The organism is Paenibacillus thalictri, from assembly GCF_004307995.1.
GTDB classification, from domain to species: Bacteria; Bacillota; Bacilli; order Paenibacillales; family NBRC-103111; genus Paenibacillus_AF; species Paenibacillus_AF thalictri.
On the sequence record NZ_SIRE01000025.1, the window covers coordinates 62,357 to 81,114 of the forward strand.

General features: G+C 52.5%; 15 protein-coding genes. 4 read left to right on the forward strand and 11 right to left on the reverse strand.

The window, feature by feature from the left end; translation table 11 throughout:
- Positions 1–76: 76 nt before the first annotated feature.
- From EYB31_RS29725 to EYB31_RS40410, 3 genes are all read right to left on the reverse strand, one after another.
- The gene (locus EYB31_RS29725) at positions 77–1,225 is read right to left on the reverse strand and encodes a transglutaminase family protein (protein ID WP_131017126.1); all 1,149 of its coding nucleotides are present in this window, start codon (positions 1,223–1,225) and stop codon (positions 77–79) included.
- 53 nt (positions 1,226–1,278) lie between these two features.
- On the reverse strand, positions 1,279–1,713 hold the full coding sequence (locus EYB31_RS29730; RefSeq protein ID WP_131017127.1) for a hypothetical protein: 435 nt from the start codon (positions 1,711–1,713) through the stop codon (positions 1,279–1,281).
- A gap of 69 nt (positions 1,714–1,782) precedes the next feature.
- Positions 1,783–1,938: a hypothetical protein gene (locus tag EYB31_RS40410; protein ID WP_165452683.1), complete on the reverse strand. Its 156-nt coding sequence runs from the start codon at positions 1,936–1,938 to the stop codon at positions 1,783–1,785.
- 129 nt (positions 1,939–2,067) lie between these two features.
- Here EYB31_RS40410 and EYB31_RS29735 point away from each other — a divergent pair, with 129 nt between their 5' ends.
- The 3 genes from EYB31_RS29735 (at position 2,068) to EYB31_RS29740 (ending at position 5,322) form a co-directional block, all read left to right on the forward strand.
- The gene (locus EYB31_RS29735) at positions 2,068–3,225 is read left to right on the forward strand and encodes an MFS transporter (protein WP_131017128.1); all 1,158 of its coding nucleotides are present in this window, start codon (positions 2,068–2,070) and stop codon (positions 3,223–3,225) included.
- Between the two features lie 122 nt (positions 3,226–3,347).
- Positions 3,348–3,458 (forward strand): YjcZ family sporulation protein, encoded by a 111-nt coding sequence (locus EYB31_RS41035; protein ID WP_240763004.1) that lies wholly within the window; start codon positions 3,348–3,350, stop codon positions 3,456–3,458.
- Positions 3,459–3,723: 265 nt separating this feature from the next.
- Positions 3,724–5,322 (forward strand): S-layer homology domain-containing protein, encoded by a 1,599-nt coding sequence (locus EYB31_RS29740; protein WP_131017129.1) that lies wholly within the window; start codon positions 3,724–3,726, stop codon positions 5,320–5,322.
- 1,286 nt (positions 5,323–6,608) lie between these two features.
- On the opposite strand, the gene EYB31_RS29745 is transcribed toward EYB31_RS29740, so the two are convergent.
- The gene (locus tag EYB31_RS29745) at positions 6,609–11,492 is read right to left on the reverse strand and encodes an S-layer homology domain-containing protein (protein ID WP_131017130.1); all 4,884 of its coding nucleotides are present in this window, start codon (positions 11,490–11,492) and stop codon (positions 6,609–6,611) included.
- Positions 11,493–12,001: 509 nt separating this feature from the next.
- Between EYB31_RS29745 and EYB31_RS29755 the strand changes: the two genes are divergently transcribed.
- The gene (locus EYB31_RS29755) at positions 12,002–12,385 is read left to right on the forward strand and encodes a ribonuclease M5 (protein WP_131017195.1); all 384 of its coding nucleotides are present in this window, start codon (positions 12,002–12,004) and stop codon (positions 12,383–12,385) included.
- Between the two features lie 7 nt (positions 12,386–12,392).
- On the opposite strand, the gene EYB31_RS29760 is transcribed toward EYB31_RS29755, so the two are convergent.
- From EYB31_RS29760 to ureC, 7 genes are all read right to left on the reverse strand, one after another.
- The gene (locus EYB31_RS29760) at positions 12,393–13,010 is read right to left on the reverse strand and encodes an SCO family protein (RefSeq protein WP_240763006.1); all 618 of its coding nucleotides are present in this window, start codon (positions 13,008–13,010) and stop codon (positions 12,393–12,395) included.
- A gap of 70 nt (positions 13,011–13,080) precedes the next feature.
- Positions 13,081–14,016 carry a heme o synthase gene (gene cyoE / locus EYB31_RS29765; RefSeq protein WP_131017132.1) on the reverse strand — a complete coding sequence of 312 codons (936 nt, stop codon included), beginning with the start codon at positions 14,014–14,016 and terminating at the stop codon, positions 13,081–13,083.
- 209 nt (positions 14,017–14,225) lie between these two features.
- Positions 14,226–14,432: a hypothetical protein gene (locus EYB31_RS29770; protein WP_131017133.1), complete on the reverse strand. Its 207-nt coding sequence runs from the start codon at positions 14,430–14,432 to the stop codon at positions 14,226–14,228.
- Between the two features lie 138 nt (positions 14,433–14,570).
- Positions 14,571–15,401, reverse strand: a complete 831-nt coding sequence (locus tag EYB31_RS29775; RefSeq protein ID WP_165452684.1) for an urease accessory protein UreD — start codon at positions 15,399–15,401, stop codon at positions 14,571–14,573.
- A gap of 13 nt (positions 15,402–15,414) precedes the next feature.
- Positions 15,415–16,080, reverse strand: a complete 666-nt coding sequence (ureG, locus tag EYB31_RS29780) for an urease accessory protein UreG (protein ID WP_131017135.1) — start codon at positions 16,078–16,080, stop codon at positions 15,415–15,417.
- A 98-nt stretch (positions 16,081–16,178) separates the two neighbouring features.
- Positions 16,179–16,877 carry an urease accessory protein UreF gene (locus EYB31_RS29785; protein WP_131017136.1) on the reverse strand — a complete coding sequence of 233 codons (699 nt, stop codon included), beginning with the start codon at positions 16,875–16,877 and terminating at the stop codon, positions 16,179–16,181.
- Between the two features lie 31 nt (positions 16,878–16,908).
- Positions 16,909–18,747 carry an urease subunit alpha gene (gene ureC, locus EYB31_RS29790; RefSeq protein ID WP_131017197.1) on the reverse strand — a complete coding sequence of 613 codons (1,839 nt, stop codon included), beginning with the start codon at positions 18,745–18,747 and terminating at the stop codon, positions 16,909–16,911.
- Between the last annotated feature and the right edge of the window lie 11 nt (positions 18,748–18,758).

Here is an 18,758-nt window from a genome sequence, read left to right on the forward strand (position 1 = left end):
AGTTTAACATATGTAATAGAGGTTGTTCAAAAAGTCAACTAAGCAAAAAAAGAAGCACCGACAAACCAGGCGCTTCTTATGCTTCCTTAATATGGGTTTTGTCGAAATCTGGCGGGTTAAACCAGTTGCCGCCGCTGGCAACCCATGTGGAGTCAAGCGGAATCCATTGTTTTTTCTCCGGCAAATAAACTTCGTTCCAGGCATGGGGGCCATAGCCGCCAAGACCGTCGTAACCAAGTCCGGTCACGACTTTCACTTCCAGCCCTACCGAACGGGCCATCATCGCGTACAGCCGCGAGAAGTCGATGCAGACGCCTTTCCGCGTGCTGAACGTGTCCTCCGGCGTTTGTTCTTTCCAGATGCGCTGATTTTCGTACAACTTCACTTTGTCCCAGTCATAGCTGATTCTTGTGCCGACAAACCGGTACAGCAGCTTCGCTTTTTCTTCGTCGGTTTTGGCGGAGACGGTCACTTCCTTGGCCGCTCCGGCAATATCCCCTGGTATTTGGGCATCAATCACTTCGTATTTGCGCTGCAGGATGCCGCTGAATTCCTGCTCGACCGCCCGGGTGAACACCGGCAGTTTGCTGGCGATCAAATCGCCCGTTACCGGCTCAATCACCTCTTTGGCGCCGCGCTGGTAGAGCTCGGAAGATTGGATGTAATTCGTGACCGGTGTCTGCGGAAATAAAGTCGCGTAAACAAACAACACCGCGACCAATATGAGCGCCCGTGCCGCCCCGCTGACCACGCCGATCGCGCCGCCGGTCAGACTGCTTAAGATGCCGATGCGGCGGACAGACGGCGCGATCGGTCCGGACCACAGTCCGAACAGCAGCGGCAGCGCCAGCCGGTACAGCAGCTGCTTCGCCACGGCATAGACGAGCAGAAACAGCAAGCCAAAGCGGAGCAGCGGAAAATCGCGCACTCCCGTAACCAGCGTATAATACAGCTGCTCAAACATGCCGAGCTGCTCCCGGGGAATTTGCACCTGCAGCGACACCAGCCACGACTGCACTGCGGGCGACAGCAGACCGGCACATGTCCAGCCCGCATAAATGGCCGCTGCGGTCATAACCCCTTCCGCGATCATGCCGCCAAGCTGACGCGCCGAACCGGAGGCTCCCCTGGACATGCCTTGCAATACGGAAACCGCCACCACAACGATCAAACAGATGGATATCACATTCATGGACGTTACCGATTGCAGCGCTTCATGGGGCATGCCGGTCACCTCCTTTATTCTTTTTTTAAATCATTGAATTTCGAGTCATTATGTTATTGCTTGGTGTTTTTCTTTGCTTGATCAATAAGCGCGTTCACCATATCGTCGGCTTTCATCGTAAACGTCTGGTTCATGAAGGTCACTTTCACTTCGCTTGTCCCCGGCTTTCCTTCCAGCTTTAAGCTTTTGGTGGAAATGGTAAACGATCCGTCGGGATTGGCTTTATACTGAGCTTCCTTCGCCTCATTTGTGATCGCTTTGACGGCCTGGTCTTTTACCTCGCTGACCGCAGAGTTCACGGCCGTCGTACCCAACTCGACCAGCTTATCCTTGTAGCTCGCCCCGTAGAACCATAGTCCGGCCAACACCGCCACGATGATGACCCATTTCACAATCGTTTTGACGATACGGACCACGATAAACAGCACAACGATCGCTGCAATGATAACATACCAGCGGTCCTGCAAAAAAGGCATAATAAAATCCATCCATACATTCCCCCTTATTTTCCATGTTTTAAGTACTTGTTCATGCCTTTCCCATCATACAATACGGCCCTACCGGTCTTCATCCCTTTTTTTTCTTAACTCTTGAAGCTGCCGCTGAATTTGCGCCGACTTGTCCGATTTGGCCGTTTTGCGGTAAGTTCGGCGTATCCGGAATAACACAGAAACCACAATGAGCGCCAGCAGAACGATTAAATAAGGATCCATTTCTTCACTCCCTTCTGGACAGCCCGGGGACTTGACCGCTTTTTTCGTACAAACCGTACTATTTGCAGGGACTGGCACGTAAAGTAAAGCAAAGAGACAACCATAAGATATGGGTGGTGCATCTATTTTATGAAAACTGCAATCTGGCTTTATCTGTTCATTTTTGTCGCATTTTTCGATCTGCACGCGCAGTATCCGATTTTGTCGCCGTTTGCGCTTTCATTAGGCGCCGCGCCGTCGTTTATCGGCCTCATCCTTGGCGTTTATTCCATCACTCACCTGCCTGGCAATCTGATTGCAGGTTACGGCGTCGACAAATACGGAAGCAAAAGTTTCATTGTGTTCAGCCTGATTGTAGCAGGAATCGTTCTTATTTTTCAATCTAAGGTAACGGATCCTTGGGACCTGCTTGTCATCCGTTCGATCAGCGGCTTCGTGCTGGCCTTCTTGTCTCCCGCGTGCCTATCGCTGCTCGCCAAACTTGCCAAAGACCGGATTCATCAAGGGAAGCTGATGGCCGGCAACGGACTCGTGCATACGATGGCGTCTGTCGTTTCTCCTGCCGCCGGAGCATTTCTGGTCGCTAAGCTCGGATTCTCCACTTCATTTATGCTGCTTGGTTGGGGGCTCATTATAACCGGCGTTCTGGCCTTTTTTGGCATACAGGAGAAAAAGCTGCTCCAGCAAGCCGTCGCTTTGCCTGAACATGCCGATCCGCATCTGCCGTCAGCCGCATCGGGCTTGTCCGGTGAAGATGGCACCATTCCCTGGTTGTTTTATGGCATCCCGCTGGCACTCTCCTGCTCCCAAGGCATTCTGTTTTTTGAATTGCCGCTTGTCAAGGAGTCCCAAGGATCGATACTCACTTCCGGCATTTTGTTCTCGCTGGTCAGTCTGGGAGCGCTTGTAACGCTCAGCCTGCTTTTCTTAAGCAAATATTCTCCATTCATTCGTGTTGTTATCGGCAGTTTGGCGCTGGCGCTCATCTTCTTTGGGATGTCGGTCAACTGGATGATTCCGCTGTTTGCCTCGCTGTTTCTGATTGGGATGGCAAAAGGCATTATTTACCCGGCGATCGCCTCTGCTTTAGCGAGCGTAACCAGCGCCAGCCGGTACGGCCGGGTGTTCTCGCTGCTGTCGATATCGTTTTCCGTAGGCGCGTTCTTAGGACCCATTCTTGCCGGACAACTACGATTGCAAACATCGCCGTATTTTCTCGCCTTTCTGGCGCTGATGATCGCACTTACGCTGCTTCCCTACCGCACCCTTACAACCGCTTCGGCTTGACCTGCGATCATCTGGTGCCCATTTGTGGAAGTCTGGGTGTTTGCCTTAAGAAATCCGCCCCCCTCCTTCATAATATGATATTGCAATAACAGTACTTTGACTTGGAAAGGAGTGGATCTCGCATGGGAGGTTGCGTTAATCCCGGATATGGTGGTCTTTGGACTTCAACAGCTGTTATTCTTGTGCTGTACATCCTGCTGGTCATTGTTCTTTCGGCAGGTTTCTGGATCTAATTGAACAAAACATGAGCCGCCCGGAGAGCTGGGCGGTTTTTTCATGTCGCCCGATTTAGACCGCCAGAAAGCATTTTTCAACAAAGCTACAGTATCCTCGTTAGTGGGCCAGGAAGAGAATCTCTGCTTGCTTTTGCATATGCTGGAAAATTTTTTTCTCTCCCTACGGACATATTCCCCTGCACACCTTACGAACAGTTTTAGCTAGAAGGAGGTGAGTTCCATGTTAAATACAAACCCAAAGAAAGATAGGAGTGACAAGAGCATGAAGCAATTGCTTCAAAAAACATCCAGGATTACCGTCTTTATGATGATTTTTACCGCTTTGTTTCCAGTTCTTGCCTTTGCGGCAACAGGATTTCAGAATGTGACTTACCAATATGGGACGGTTTCCGGCTCTGTTTACTCTGATGTATACGAACCTTCCATTACGGACGTTGTGTACATGTACGACCCGAACGGGAACTTAGTTGGCTCTGCCACAGCTACCGGGGTTACATACAGCGTTTATGAAGGAGTATACACGTATCATTACGGTTTTAGCGGTTCAGTTAGCGGTTATTACAATTATCTGAACCTGCAGGAAAAGGTAACCGACTCGGTATACCAAAATGTATATAACTCCACACCTAGCAGTTCAGGCGGCAGCGGCTCCAGCGGCGGCGGCGGTGGTGGTGGAGGCGGCGGCGTTTCATCCGGTCCTACCATTCAGGTGACCACCGATGGATTCGTAGACTCCGGTTCCTTGACGGCTTCGCTCGAAACAAACGACACCGTCACGCTTAACCTGAATGGGGATCTAGCACTGATTCCGGCAAAAGCGCTGGTCGGCTTTACATCCGAAAACAAGGTGCTGCGCGTTTCCAACGCAAACGGCACATACATCTTACCGTTGTCCTTGTTTAATCTGGATGAATTGGCGCAAAAGCTTGGCGTCTCCGTGGACGATCTGAAGATTAAAGTTTCCATCAGTGCGGTCACCGGACAGGCGGCTTCGGATATTGCAGCGGCGGCAGCGGCGCTTGGCGCAACTTCAGCGGCGGCATCCGTCGATTTCAATATCGTTGCGGTTGGTCCCGATGACAGCACAGCGGCTATTGATTTCGGAAACCGCTACGTCAGCCGCGTTATACCGGTGAACCAAGACGTGAACTGGAATCAAGCGACCGGCGTGCTGTACGACACTGCTACCGGAAAACTTTCGTTTGTCCCTACGGTGTTCGACACTACGGACGGTCAAACAAATGCAACCTTGAAACGCAACGGCAGCAGTATCTATACTGTCGTCACGTTGAGCAAATCGTTCGGCGATCTTGCAGGCCACTGGTCCCAACCTTATGTCGAAATACTTGCTAACAAGCTAGTAGTTGACGGAGTATCGGACACCTCCTTTGAGCCTGACCGCAATATCAGCCGCGCTGAATTCGCCGCCCTTGTGGTACGTTCCCTCGGCCTTGGCCAAGGAACTTATTCAGGCGAGTTCAATGACGTGAATTCCGGAGCTTGGTACGCAGGCGTTGTAGGCGCAGCCGTCAAAGCTCATATCATTGATGGCTACGAAGACGGCACCTTCCGTCCGGATGCGCAAATCAGCCGTGAAGAACTTGCGGCCATGGTCGTCCGCGCTATGAATTACGCCGGTCTGAGCACCGAAGTTTCTTCCGACGAGCAGTCATCCTTGCTCGGCAAGTTCACCGATGCATCCAGCATCGTATGGGCACAGAAGGAAATCGCTGCAGCCATTCATTCGGGAATCATCGAAGGCATGACGGAAAGCACCATCGGTTCCGCGCAGCATGCAACACGTGCTCAATCGGCAACGATGCTGAAACGCTTCTTGTCTAACGCGGCATTTATCAATTAGATTGACCGGACTCACTCTCCCCTTTTATTGGCCTGGCGCTTTTGCGTCAGGCCATTATTTATATCCCCCCCTCAATCCCCCCGCCGGGGGACTCCAGGCGCTGCGCCCTGGACCCGCCACAGTAGAGGTGGTTTGTGCCGCTGGCCCGCGCCTTGATGTTTATGGCTTGCTGCCGCAAACCTATAAACATCGCGCTTTACTCTAGGCGTTGTGACGCAGGGTGCTGCCGTGTGCCGCGGGCCCGCGCCTTGATGTTTATGGTTTGCTGCCGCAAACCTATAAACATCGCGCTCTACTTTCGGCGGTTGGTCGCCCCCCCTCAATTCCCCCGCCGGGGGACTCCAGGCGCTGCGCCTGGACCCGCCACGGTCGAGCAGCTGTGTGCCGCGGGCCCGCGCCTTGATGTTATGGCTTGCTGCCGCAAACCTATAAACATCGCGCTCTACTTTGAGCGGTTGGTCGCCCGCAATCCCCTCCCCGGGGACTTCAGGCTATGCGCACTGTTGTCAGGTTAGCGATAAATGGCTGGTATTCGGGGCTCATATTGGTTATATTATCGCAATCATATCGGGTCTATGGAGTAATCCTAACGCACACAAAATGCTTGAACAGAGCAAATGAAGCGACTTCGATTCAACTTGATGAAAGTCGATCTTTGGCTAGCTGTCTGTAACGGACAACATCATCACTATGGTTAGCATTATGCATGCGAACGGCACGCTCCAACGCTAACGGTCAACAGCGCCTTTATTTGGCAAAAAAATCGGGTTATCATTTTTTAATGGACATGAGCGACTCTATTTGCCCAAAAAAGTCGGAAAAATCGCGATGGCAGGCCAAATAAGAGCGCTGGTGTCCGTCCTATTAAGCAAACCTCAGATTTGGTTTACATAGCTGCGCTGATGTCCGTTAGAAAGGGGGCTTCTCCAACGCTGGGGGTTACACAACGGTTGGATGATGCACAATGAATCGACAGTCTCACTCAGTCCGTCCGTTATCCATCCAGATGGATTCTAAGTCCAGAACGGGTCTCCACGCATAAAAGAAGCTCGATTATTCCTGTGACGTTGCCCCCCTCAATCCCCCCGCCGGGGGACTCCAGGCGTTGTGACGCGGGGAGCAGCTTTGTGCCTCGAGACCCGCGTCTTGGTATTTATCGCTTGCTGCCGCAAGCCTATAAACATCGCGCTTTACTAGTGAGCGTCAAATGAGTCCCCTCCAGTTCGATAAAAGAGGCCGCTCCAGCAACCCGTTCATATGGCTGCTGGATCGACCCCGTATCACTACTAATCGTTTATTAAAGCGGATTTTTGAAGCAATCGCTGCATGACCACCGCGACTTCAGCTCTTGTGATATAGGCTTCCGGAGCTATTGTTTCACCGCTTCTGCCGGAAATGATTCCGGCGCTTACGTTATCCGCAACACCATTCAATGCCCAACTCGATACATTCTCGGCATCTACGAATGGATGAATTGTCAAATTCGCGCTTTGTCCGGGCTTTACTCCTTGCAGTTTCGTTATCGCCATTGTCTTGGACAAGATCTGCATCGCCTGTTCGCGCGTAACTTTCTCCTCCGGACGGAAGGTACCGTCCTCAAACCCGTTGATTAACCGATACGCATAGGCCGTTTGAATCGCGCTGCTGTACCAAGCCGTTCTCCTTACATCTGTAAACATAGTCTCACCGTTCTCCAGCCTTAAACCTAAGCTGCGCACCACAATGGCTGCAAACTCGGCACGGGTAATGTCCTGATCCGGACTGAACAACTCGGTGCTCGCTCCGCTCACGACCATCCGCGAACCCATGTTATTGATCGCAGCTTTCGCCCAGTGATCCGCCACGTCCTTGAACTGAAGCGGACGCCACACTAACGTGTATGTGCTGTTGCTCAGGCTGTTAATCTCGGCGTAATACTTGCCATCGACATAAACGATCTTCGTCGGCACGTGGCGGACTGCTCCGTCCGGCTCAATGACTACACCCGTAGTCATCCGGTTCGGATCGACTCCTTCCGGAATGGCAATCGTTCGTTTTACATAAGCGTTAAACTTCGCTACTTCTTCTGTTCGGTCGCCGTACAACGCTTTTACGCTAAAGTTCAGCGGGGGAACTACGATCTCCAGTCCGTTCGCCGCGGCTGCGTTTTGTACCACCTGAACCGTTTCATTCGGCGGTGTGGCAATCTCGATACGAATCTTGACGTCCTTCAGCTCCAAGCTGGTGCCGAAGCGTTCGGATATGGCATCAATGTTGATCTGCTGAGCCGGAAGCGTATAAGCCGCCTGTCCGGTGCGAATTTCCACCACCGCCTGATGCGCTTCCATGCTCTTCACCATACGTCCGTTCAACTCGCCGACAACGACAGCGCTAGCTGTGTTGACCGGTATCAAAATGACGGTCCGTTCGCCTTCTGCTTCAAGAAGCTGCTGCAGTTTTTGTTCATCGATGACAATTCGCGTCACCTGTTGACCATTGACTACTACCGTTGCGGCTGTGCCCGCGCTCTCCGCTTTGCCATTGACATACACAGCCGCGTCTGTATTAGCGGGTTCCGGAGCGGATGGTGTGGACGGCTGAGATGACGAACCGCCGCTGCCGCTTGACGGAACCCACGGGATCACAGCAGCGGAAGCCTCAGATGAGATACTTTTGCCAAGGCGATTAATGGCTTTCACCGTAAAGGTGTAGGACGTGCCGTTCGTTAATCCGGTAATCGTAATCGGACTTGCCGAACCAGTGACAACAAGATCGCCCGGGGAAGCGGTCACTTCATAGCCCGTTACAACACTTCCACCGTTATCGGCAGGACCGTTGAAGAAAACGGTTGCGCGGCCGCTGCCCGCAACTGACGATATGTCGATCGGAGCCGCCGGTACCGTTGCCGGGATTGCGCTCAATTCGTTGGAATAGGAACTGTCGCCTCCCACAATCGCCGCCTTTACGACGAAATAGTACGCTACTCCATTGGTCAATCCGGCTGCATCGTAACTGTAAACCGAACCCGCAACCGTGCCGACCTCCGTTCCATATACTTGGGAAGCTACGCTTCGGTAAACGGTATACCCTGTGGAACCCGGCACCGGAGTCCACGATAATTGGACATGGGCATTCCCCGCAATTGCGCTGTATAAATTCGGGATGCCCGGCGTTAGAGCCTGCGGAATTGCGCTCACTTCATTGGAATAAGTGCTATCGCCCCCCGGATTCGCCGCTTTGATTACAAAATAATAAGTTGTTCCGTTGATCAATCCCGTCACATCGTAGCGATAGGCAGATTCGGATACCGAAGTGATCGGGTCCCCGAACAAACCGGAGGTTTCACTCTTGTACACTTTATATCCCGTTGCTCCGGATACCGGATTCCAGATAAGGGTCACTTTTGCATTCCCTGCTGCAGCATCGACAATTGTCGGCTCCTCCGGGATTTGATTGACCGTTAATGCGGCGGATGCCGATGCTTTCGATTGCGATAGTGCGCCACTTGCAACCGCGCGATATTGATAGCCGCTCATCGCTTTAGACACGCCGGTGACGGTAAGGGTGGAAGTACTCGTACCGCTGTACGGAGCTTCATCGGTTATATTTGTGAAACCAGAGCCCGTATTCACCTGCCACTTGTAGTCGGTTGCACCTGCTGCGACGACTGTAAAATGAACAGTTCCACCTTCATCGGCCGTTTGATTGTCAGGTCCTGTCGTAATCGAAAGAGCGGGAAATACGGTAACCTTGCCCACCGTCAAAGTCTTAACCATTTCGATAGCATTCGTATTGGTCATAGAAAATTGGTTGATGTCGGATTCGTCGGCGACCGTAAGCGCCTTGTCTCCAAGACTTGCGGTTTGCTTGATATTGAATCGGATATGAAAGAGCGTGTCGCCCGCTTCCTTGGCGGGAGTAAGTCCTTCCGACCAGGCGGCCATAAGCCAACCGTCCGTATTGCTGTGATTGGCGGCAAACATCAAATTGTCGGCAGGATCGAATATATCTGCAACTTCGAGCGCCGCCGCGTCGAAGACGATCCGAATTCCGTATGAACCTGCACTGGAAGAAGCTTGTGCTAAAGATACCGGTACGGTGACGTTCTCTCCCGGCACACCGGAAACACTACCGATGAGAACCGTCACTGTCCCAAACGCATTGACGGTGACGTTCGCTGTCTTCGTATTGGTCTGCCCGGTAACATCGCTCCATGAAATTCCGTCCCACTCCTGCTTCTGGAACGTTGCCGTCACAGTATACGTTTCGGCCGCAGAAGAAACGTAAGCGGATATATATGTTCCTCCATTAGCTGCGAATGTACCGGATTTTCCTGTTTCCGACGAAGTCCAGCTAACCGGTATGTAACGCTCGTCTCCACGGATCGAACCGCTAATCGATTGGCGGTCGCCCGTCGCTGTAAGCGTGATGGAATCCCCAACCGCTGCCGTCGTCGGACTCGCATTCATACTGTTGTTCGCAGTGTTCGCGACCGCAGCATAATACGCGGTATAGGTAATATCCGCTGTTACTGTTGTCGCACCTACCTGCACCGCAGTAAGTAAAGTAACGCCGCCGTCTGTGCTCCAACCGGCAAATTTATATCCGTTGGTTGGCGTAACAGCCGGTACAGACACCGGGTTTCCTCCATGTGCGACTGTTTCTTTCGGCGAACTAACGGTTCCATGGACACCCGCGGCATAATTCACCTCGCGCTCTGTGACTACCACGGCTATCGTTTGACCGAACTTCATGGCCTTGCCGGCCGCATCCACTTCCGCAATCGCGATTTTGTCGCCGTTCACTGCCACGATAATGCCGTCACTCGGCAGATCCGTATAGCCCGATAGCGTATCGCCTACTTTCGGTATGGTCACCGTGCCGCTTCCTTCATTCTTATACACATTCTTGTTCCCGACACCAACGGTTTGGGCCACACTTATTTTCGTCTTTCCGTTGTTCGATGCGCCTGTTACGTCAGCTGCCGTCACGGTCATTCCAGCAGCTTCCTCGGGGCCAGATGGCGGCATTGCTTTCAATATGGGATAACTTCCATTCTCGGGGGACCAAACATTGGGGTCCCAGCCGGTATAAGTGGCGGCTTGCTTTAATTCGGCGATCGTTTTTCCAGTGACCGAGGAAGTCGTTTGATTGCCAATTGCCTTTACATTGTCGTCCGTATTGAAATACGAATTGCCGGCAAAGGTAGCGGTAGTCTGATTAAAACCGATCAATCCTCCTACATTGCTAGGTCCAGCAGCTTTTCCAGCCGCAAATGAATTCTCAATGCGAGGCGTATAGGTGGCGGTATAACCGTTAGAGCCGATCAACCCGCCTACTTTTCCTGCGTTACCGCTATCTCCGGTGACATTGCCTGTTGCATAGCTGAACTTGAGCAGCCCGTTATGTGAGCCAATAAGCCCCCCGAGATCCCTGCCGCCTGTCACATCTCCGCTGGCAATCGAATTCAAGATCGTTCCTAGATTGAATCCGACAAGTCCGCCTGCTATGCCATTGGCACTGGTCACATGAATATTAGTAAAGCTCGACTCGATCGTGGCACTAGCTGCATTCGCTCCTGCCATTCCGCCAATATTTAAGCTGGAGGTGCTGCTGCCACCTTGAATTATGCTGGTTGCGTCGGTCCCGGTTACGGAGCTTTCAGTAATCGTTGTAGCGTTTAGCGTATTACCGACCAATCCACCGATTCCATTCGTACCCGTTATCTCGGAGACGACGACATGAACTTGCGTTACGGTACCGTCGGTGATTTTTCCGGCCAGGGCGCCTTTGCGGTTTCCATCTGTCCCTGTAATGTTCACATTGGTCAACTTCAGATTTTTAACGGCTCCCCCTGCCCCGATCTCGGAAAATAGACCCCGATCATCAGAAGCGGAAGTAATCGTAAGATTGGAAATCGTATGCCCGTCTCCGTCCAAAGAACCTTTGAATAAATTTAACGGCGTCCATTCCCCGGTCAAGACGATATCCGCGGCCAGCTTATAATGTGCGGTTGAATTATTGTTGATATTGCGAAGATCGGTGCTGCTCGTAATCAGATAGGGAGATAATTGCGTCCCGCTGCCTCCGCCGAAGGCATGCGCTTCGCGACCCATGAGACTAAGTGACAAAGTAATGCAAACCAGCAATGTGAATAGTCTGAATGTCGCTGTCTTATCTAGTAATTTCAAGGCTGCTCCTCCACTTGTACAATGATTCTAATTTTTATAAATTGTACTGAATAACTATTACATGTAATGGTTTCGATTCGACTTCCCTCTAGCAGAAGCAATAGGCGAAGCGGTTTACTGAGGAGTTGCCCCCGAAGCTTCAATCCCCCCTTTTATGGTAGGAATGGTTATTTTCCTAATCATAACAATTAAGGACTGAACAATTTCTGAACAAATACAAATAGCTTCTTTATTCGCCACAAAGGAGATCCATGGTTGTAATAGAACGGCAAAAGCCCTCGTCCATAGTTTATGGACAAGGGCGAAGGTCTTCGGATGCTTCTTTAGGTAGACTTTTGCAGCACCCTCTCTTGGAGATGTGAATAATGCTACCCCAATTGCATGGATCCCTCGGCCCATGGCATACTAATCTTGTGAAAAGGCGGAAATTGCGCTATGATCTAACCATTCATCGGCAGCGGCGAAGCCGCATCATCTGCCGGACGACATCTACGGATGAGGTGAACCTCATGTCCATCGCCATTATCGTGGAAGGCAAAAACGACAAAAGCCGCCTGAGGCGGCTTCTTACGAGTGACGTATTAATTTTGTGCACCTTCGGTTCGTTGAATACGGACAAGCTGGAGGCGCTGAAGAAAAAAGCCGGAGACCGGCAAATTTATTTGTTCACGGACAACGACGCTTCGGGCAAAAAAATCCGCGGCATCCTGCGGGACACGTTTCCCGATGCCGAGCAGATCTATACTCGCCGGGGTTACGCCGGAGTCGAAGGGACACCGGACGAATATATCGTTTTGCAGTTGGAGAAAGCCGGCTTGGACGAATTTATCGTCTACCCGGAGGAAGACCCCGCGATTGCCAGCCACCCCCACATCCCCACTCCCAGAACATAACCGGAGCTTACGATTTGCTTAATCGGATAAGATCTTCGGCGACTTCGTCGATGTTCAAATCGGGGTCGTTGCCATTATAGAACGAGCGGATTTTATTCGAGCTGTCGACCAGCAGGATGGCATTGCTATGCGAGAATGTGCCTGTTTTATCGTCTTTGACGACCATCACGCCGTATTTCTCGGCAAGTTCAATCGTTTTCTTCTCATCGCCCCGCAGGAAAAACCATCCCTTCGGATCGGCGTGATAGCGGCCTGCGAATTCGTTTAAGGCGGGCCGGGTATCTTTAGTCGGATCAAACGAAATCGATACAATCGATGCTTTCGTGCCAAACGCACCTTTTTTCGCTAAGGCATCCTGCACTTTGGATAATGTGTACGTCGTCGGCAAGCAGACGTCCGGGCAAGTGGCGTAGAAGAAGTACACCAGCTTTGCTTTTCCTTGTAGCTGAGATAGGCTTACTTGCGCCCCGTCGATATTTTCCAATTGAAACTCCGGCGCCGCCTTGGACATCGGATACTGCTTTTCATTCCCCTTCAGCAGCGTCAAACCGAAATAAACGATCAATCCGAGCAGCAGCACCATCACAACAAGCCGAAACCCGTTTTTCTTCAAAAAATCCGCCATCTGTTCCGTTCCCCTCTCCAAAAAAAAATCCCATGATATCATGGGACCTTACTTATTCATACGAACTGAATCAACCTCGGGAAATCGTATCGATCACCATGACCAGGAACAAAATCGTCAAATAGTTAATCGAAAAAATAAACATTTTCTTAGCCCACAGCACTTCATCTTCCGCTTTGAAGCCCTTGATGCTCATAACCGCCCACCATAAGCCAAGCGCCGCAGCTACATACAAATAAATTTGTCCGGTGTAGCCAAAGAACGTCAGCAAAAGCGATACCGGTACTAGCAGCACGATATAACGAACCATGCTGATCTTCGTCACATATGAACCTCTGACTACCGGCAGCAGCGGGAATCCGGCTGCGCGATACTCTTCCATCCGGCGAATGCCCAACGCCCAGAAATGAGGCGGCTGCCACAAAAACATAATGCCGAACAACGTTAGCGCAATTTTGTCAAACTCCGGAACGACTGCACAATAACCGATGACCGGCGGAATCGCACCCGAAAAACTGCCCACAAAAGTGCTCCATACCGATGTCCGTTTAAACCAGGCCGTATAAATCCATACATAAACGAACAGCCCAATCATCCCCAGCAGCGCCGCCAGCGGGTTGGCCAGCAGTCCCAGCACGAGAATCCCTACCACGCCAAGCGTAATGCCATAGCCGAGTACAAGCTGCGGCGAGATATTGCCGGAAGCAAGCACACGCTTCTGAGTCCGGGCCATCTTCGTATCCATATCGCGGTCCAAATAATTGTTGAGCACGCAGCCGGAAGCCATTACAAGCGCAGTACCCAGCAGCGTCACGATCATCAATACCCAGTCGATCTTCCAACCGGAAGCGACCCAAAAACCGCCGAAAGCCGTAATTGAATTTGAAAAAATGATGCCCGGCTTCGCCAATTGAACGAAATCTCTCCATGTAACCGAGTAGGTCCCCGCTTCTGCGGCCGGCGCCTGACTCGTCGCGTTTAAATCAAGCTCTAATGGTTTCTCCATGCTTGATGTCCTCCTGCAAGTTTTGCGGCTCGCGCAAAACGTACTTCAAAACATGCCGGCGTCTTCAAAGCAAACACGCGATGAACGATCCGCATATTGATTTCATCCGCTCCAGCACAATTAATATAATAGCAATCGGAACTTCTTTTGACAACAAACGCACCCATGAGTTCATAAAATTGTCGGATTATATCCGGCGCCGGCGTGCTTCAAAATTGCTCGAACGACCATATATAAAAGCAGTCCGGACAGTACTTCTCACCGCTCGGAAGGGTCTCAATCTCCGGACAGGTGCAGATGCTTTGCTCGTTTCTGATTTCCATATCCACCGCTTCAAGCTGGCGGATCAGCTCGGCTCTATGCTCGAACAGCTTCTCCAATTTGGCCCGGTCCGCCCGCGGACGCACATCGCTCATTGTTGTTTAACCCCTTTTTATACTAAATAATAGACAAAAAGAGAGCGCTGCCAGTTGCCTATGGCAAGCTCCCTTTTCATTTATGCTCGGCTTGGCCGGGTAAAATTATTCACTCTTCACTGTGCAACCGCCGCAGCGTCATTTGCCGATTTCCAGAGGAGGCAGCCCAAACAACAGCAGCCGCAGAGCGCCCCATACCGAGCGCAGCAGCCGCTGAATCGGTTCGGCCCCGGTTCCAAGCACGTTCAGCACAAGCCCATGCTTGTACGTCAACGACACGCCCGCGGAAAAGCGGTAGGCCGGGTCGCTCTCCAAATAACTGCGCACCGTATCTCTGACGGTATCGACGTGTTTGGAGCAAATCCCTTCGCGAAAAACACATAACGAACCGAGATGCGTAAAGCCGTTCCAGCCTCCTTTGGCGTTAAAACTCGTGGAAGCGGGTTGGATGTTTTGCCTGCCGGAATAAACGGTTTCTCCGTTGTAAAATACCGACAGCTTGCTCTTGTAGCTATCGAATTGAAAAAGCTCGCCGCGCGACATCCGGCCAGGACACAGTATCTCCGAAACGATGAGCGCACTTCCCGCCTCCATTCGGATCTCCGTGTGGGATACCAAAGCAGCGTCCTTATACAGCATAACCGGTTCCGGAATATATTCAAACAGCGAGTCTGCGCGCAGCAGCACGGTCGTTTGCTGAACCGATGGCACCAGCGGACCGCCGGCATATTTACGCGAGGGGTGTACCTTGGTCATTGACTGATTTGTCGCATAAACATGCGCGCCTTCTCCCAGCTCCCACTTGAACTTATAACGATCGCCCGCCATCATCCCGGGAGAAGCGTCCATTACATATACGCCGAGCTGGCCGTGGGCCAAGGAAAAAGGCTTGGCAATTTTCAGCGGGTAACTGTGAAATTTACGGGAGAGTCTTGTGGACTCCCCCGTCTTGACGAATTCCGCTTCCATGCTTGCGCTCAATTCAGGCATAGCTGTATTCTCGTTCGACCCAACTCACTATCGATTCCAACCCTTGACCGTTAAACAGATTGGAAAAAATATACGGCTTCTCTCCCCTCATCGTACGCGTATCGTTCTCCATCACTTGAAGCGATGCGCCGACATAAGGCGCCAGATCGATTTTGTTAATGATCAGCATATCCGACCGGATAATGCCCGGACCGCCTTTGCGGGGAATTTTTTCCCCTTGCGCCACATCGATAATATAGATGAAACGATCGACCAGCTCCGGGCTGAACGCGGCCGCCAAATTATCGCCTCCGCTTTCGATAAATATGATGTCCAGATTAGAAAAACGCCGTTCCAACTCCTCAATCGCCTCAAAATTCATCGATGCGTCCTCGCGTATGGCCGTGTGAGGGCATCCGCCCGTCTCAACACCAATGATCCGGTCCTCCGGCAGCGCCGCGGAGCGTATCAAAATATTGGCGTCTTCTTTTGTATAAATATCGTTTGTAATGACCGCGATGCTGTATTTGCTATTTAACTTGCGCGCCAGCCTCTCCACCAGAGCGGTTTTGCCGGAGCCTACTGGCCCTCCGATCCCGATTCTCATAGGACGATCAAGCTTGCGGGCCGGCGGCGTTTCCCAGTGGTGGTGATGATGATGTGTTCCTCCTTGGCACATTTATGTTTCCTCCCCTTTAAGTTTATGGAAACAACACTGATTTCGAAAGATAAGGAGCAGCACGCTCCGAAACAAAGACGGATTTGGAAACATTGCAGCTATGACATAAACAATCTGGAGTACAACGTTTCATGTTCCATCTGGGCGATATCGGCCGACGGCGTGCACGTATACCCGTCTTCGAGTGGATCCAAACGGGTGGCTCGGCCCCATGCTTTTCCCGCCTCGGGGATAAGTCCTGCCAGCAGTTTCTGGCCCTCCGTTTGTCCCATCGCCATAAGCCGGAGGGCGCTGTTGACACAGGTGACCATACACGTGTACAAGTACCCTTCTACGGCCGCCGCCAGCGGAACGCCAAGCAGATAGCTGGCATATCCGTGCACCGTCGGATGCGTGCCGGGACAGCTGCCTCCCGCGATCGCTTTGGCGAGCGGCCCCCACTCCAGATCAGGGTACATGTCGCGTGCTAGTTGAAAAAGCCGCTTGCCCATTTTCTGCACGCCTTCGCGGGTTTCCCGCGCGCTGCGCTGAACATGCTGCAGCCGGTCGACCGCCCAGATCGACTCATAAGCGCCTTTGGGCAGGTACGTATACACCGCTTTAACGGCCAGGGCGTCAAGTGTGCTCCAGCTGTGATACAACATAGTCAAAATAAATTCGCGCAGCTTCTGCGCATCGGTAATCCATCCTTGCTGCACCAGCGTTTCCAAACCAAATGAATGGGAAAAGCCGCCGATCGGCAGCGCCGAATCGAGCAATTGAATGTAAGAGAGCTGCGAGTATGCGGGTTGTGTCATTTCTCTTCCTCCTTACGGCTTACCGTGTTCATCAGAACATAAAATACCGCTGCGCCATCGGAAGCACTTCCGCTGGCTCGCAGCCTACCGGTTCGCCGTCTACCTTGACGACGTACGTTTCCGGATTCACTTGAATGAGCGGCGTGCCGTCGTTGTGGATCATATCTTTTTTCGTGACCGAGCGGCAGCCGCGGACAGGTTCGATACGTTTGGTCAGCTTGAGCTTCTCTTGTACGCCAAGATCGAAGGCGGCTTGGGATACAAAAGTGACGGAATGCTTCAGCGCACCTCCTAACGCTCCAAACATCGGACGCCCCAATACCGGCTGCGGCGTTGGGATCGAAGCGTTAGGGTCGCCCATCTGGGCAAATGCGATCATGCCGCCCTTAACGACCATGTCCGGCTTCACGCCAAAAAACATCGGGCTCCAGATAACAAGATCGGCGAGCTTGCCGTTTTCCACAGAGCCGACCAAATGTGAGATTCCATGTGTGATGGCAGGATTGATCGTATATTTGGCAATGTAGCGCTTAATGCGGTAGTTGTCGCTTGCCTGGTTCATATCGGCGGAACTGCCGGCAGCTGCGTCCCCGGGAACGCGATGCCCCGCCGAATTATCAGCGGCATCGGGCGGCGTAGGGTCCGCATCGACGTCAGCCGATTCCGGCACGGCGGATACCTGCGCCGCCGCACCGGTCGGGGCCAGCCAGCCGCGCTGCTTTTTCATTTTATCCGCCGTCTGCCATGTGCGGATAATTACCTCGCCGACACGGCCCATCGCCTGTGAATCGGAGCTGATCATGCTGAACACGCCCATGTCGTGAAGCACATCCTCAGCGGCGATTGTCTCCGGCCTGATGCGCGAATCGGCAAAAGCAACATCCTCGGGGATGCGGCTGTCCAGATGATGGCACACCATCAGCATATCGAGATGCTCCTCGACGGTATTTACAGTGTAAGGGCGGGTCGGATTCGTCGAAGACGGCAGCACGTTCAGCTCCGCCGCGGCGCGAATAATGTCCGGCGCATGGCCTCCGCCCGCTCCCTCCGTATGGTAGGTGTGAATGGTGCGCCCGTTAATCGCCGCAAGCGTATCCTCGACAAAGCCGGATTCATTCAGCGTGTCGGTATGAATCGCCACCTGCACGTCATAACGGTCAGCGACACGCAGGCAGGCATCGATGGCCGCGGGTGTCGTGCCCCAGTCCTCGTGCAGCTTCAGTCCGATCGCTCCGGCTTCGACTTGTTCGGCAAGCGGCGCCTCGAAAGCGGCATTTCCTTTCCCGGTAAATCCGAGATTCATCGGAAACGCTTCAGCCGCCTCCAGCATCCGGTGCATATGCCATGCGCCGGGCGTACACGTGGTGGCGCTTGTTCCCGCAGCCGGCCCCGTGCCGCCGCCGATCATCGTTGTCACGCCGGATGACAGCGCGGTCTCAATCTGCTGCGGACATATATAATGAATATGCGTATCGATGCCGCCGGCTGTAACGATTTTGCCTTCCCCGGCGATCACCTCGGTGGAAGCGCCGACGACCATGCTTGGAGTCACACCATCCATAATATCGGGATTGCCGGCTTTGCCGATGCCCGTGATAAGACCGTCTTTGATGCCGATATCCGCTTTGACGATACCCCAATGATCGATAATCAGCGCGTTTGTAATCAAAGTATCCAACACGCCTTCTTCGCGGGTATGGCGGCTCGACTGGCCCATCCCGTCGCGGATCACTTTGCCGCCGCCGAATTTGCATTCGTCTCCGTAGACGGTATAGTCTTTCTCGACCTCAGCCCATAATTCCGTATCCGCAAGCCTCACCGCATCTCCGGTTGTCGGCCCGAACATAAGGGCGTAAGCGCCCCGTTCCATACGTTTCACCT

Coding starts and splice junctions, on each gene's coding strand:
- EYB31_RS40410 (WP_165452683.1), bottom strand. CDS start 1,938: ATGGATCCTTATTTAATCGTTCTGCTGGCGCTCATTGTGGTTTCTGTG.
- EYB31_RS29775 (WP_165452684.1), bottom strand. CDS start 15,401: ATGGAAGCGGAATTCGTCAAGACGGGGGAGTCCACAAGACTCTCCCGT.
- EYB31_RS29755 (WP_131017195.1), top strand. CDS start 12,002: ATGTCCATCGCCATTATCGTGGAAGGCAAAAACGACAAAAGCCGCCTG.
- cyoE (WP_131017132.1), bottom strand. CDS start 14,016: ATGGAGAAACCATTAGAGCTTGATTTAAACGCGACGAGTCAGGCGCCG.
- EYB31_RS29770 (WP_131017133.1), bottom strand. CDS start 14,432: ATGAGCGATGTGCGTCCGCGGGCGGACCGGGCCAAATTGGAGAAGCTG.
- EYB31_RS29725 (WP_131017126.1), bottom strand. CDS start 1,225: ATGCCCCATGAAGCGCTGCAATCGGTAACGTCCATGAATGTGATATCC.
- EYB31_RS29730 (WP_131017127.1), bottom strand. CDS start 1,713: ATGGATTTTATTATGCCTTTTTTGCAGGACCGCTGGTATGTTATCATT.
- EYB31_RS29785 (WP_131017136.1), bottom strand. CDS start 16,877: ATGACACAACCCGCATACTCGCAGCTCTCTTACATTCAATTGCTCGAT.
- EYB31_RS29735 (WP_131017128.1), top strand. CDS start 2,068: ATGAAAACTGCAATCTGGCTTTATCTGTTCATTTTTGTCGCATTTTTC.
- ureG (WP_131017135.1), bottom strand. CDS start 16,080: ATGTGCCAAGGAGGAACACATCATCATCACCACCACTGGGAAACGCCG.
- EYB31_RS29760 (WP_240763006.1), bottom strand. CDS start 13,010: ATGGCGGATTTTTTGAAGAAAAACGGGTTTCGGCTTGTTGTGATGGTG.
- EYB31_RS41035 (WP_240763004.1), top strand. CDS start 3,348: ATGGGAGGTTGCGTTAATCCCGGATATGGTGGTCTTTGGACTTCAACA.
- EYB31_RS29740 (WP_131017129.1), top strand. CDS start 3,724: ATGAAGCAATTGCTTCAAAAAACATCCAGGATTACCGTCTTTATGATG.
- ureC (WP_131017197.1), bottom strand. CDS start 18,747: ATGGAACGGGGCGCTTACGCCCTTATGTTCGGGCCGACAACCGGAGAT.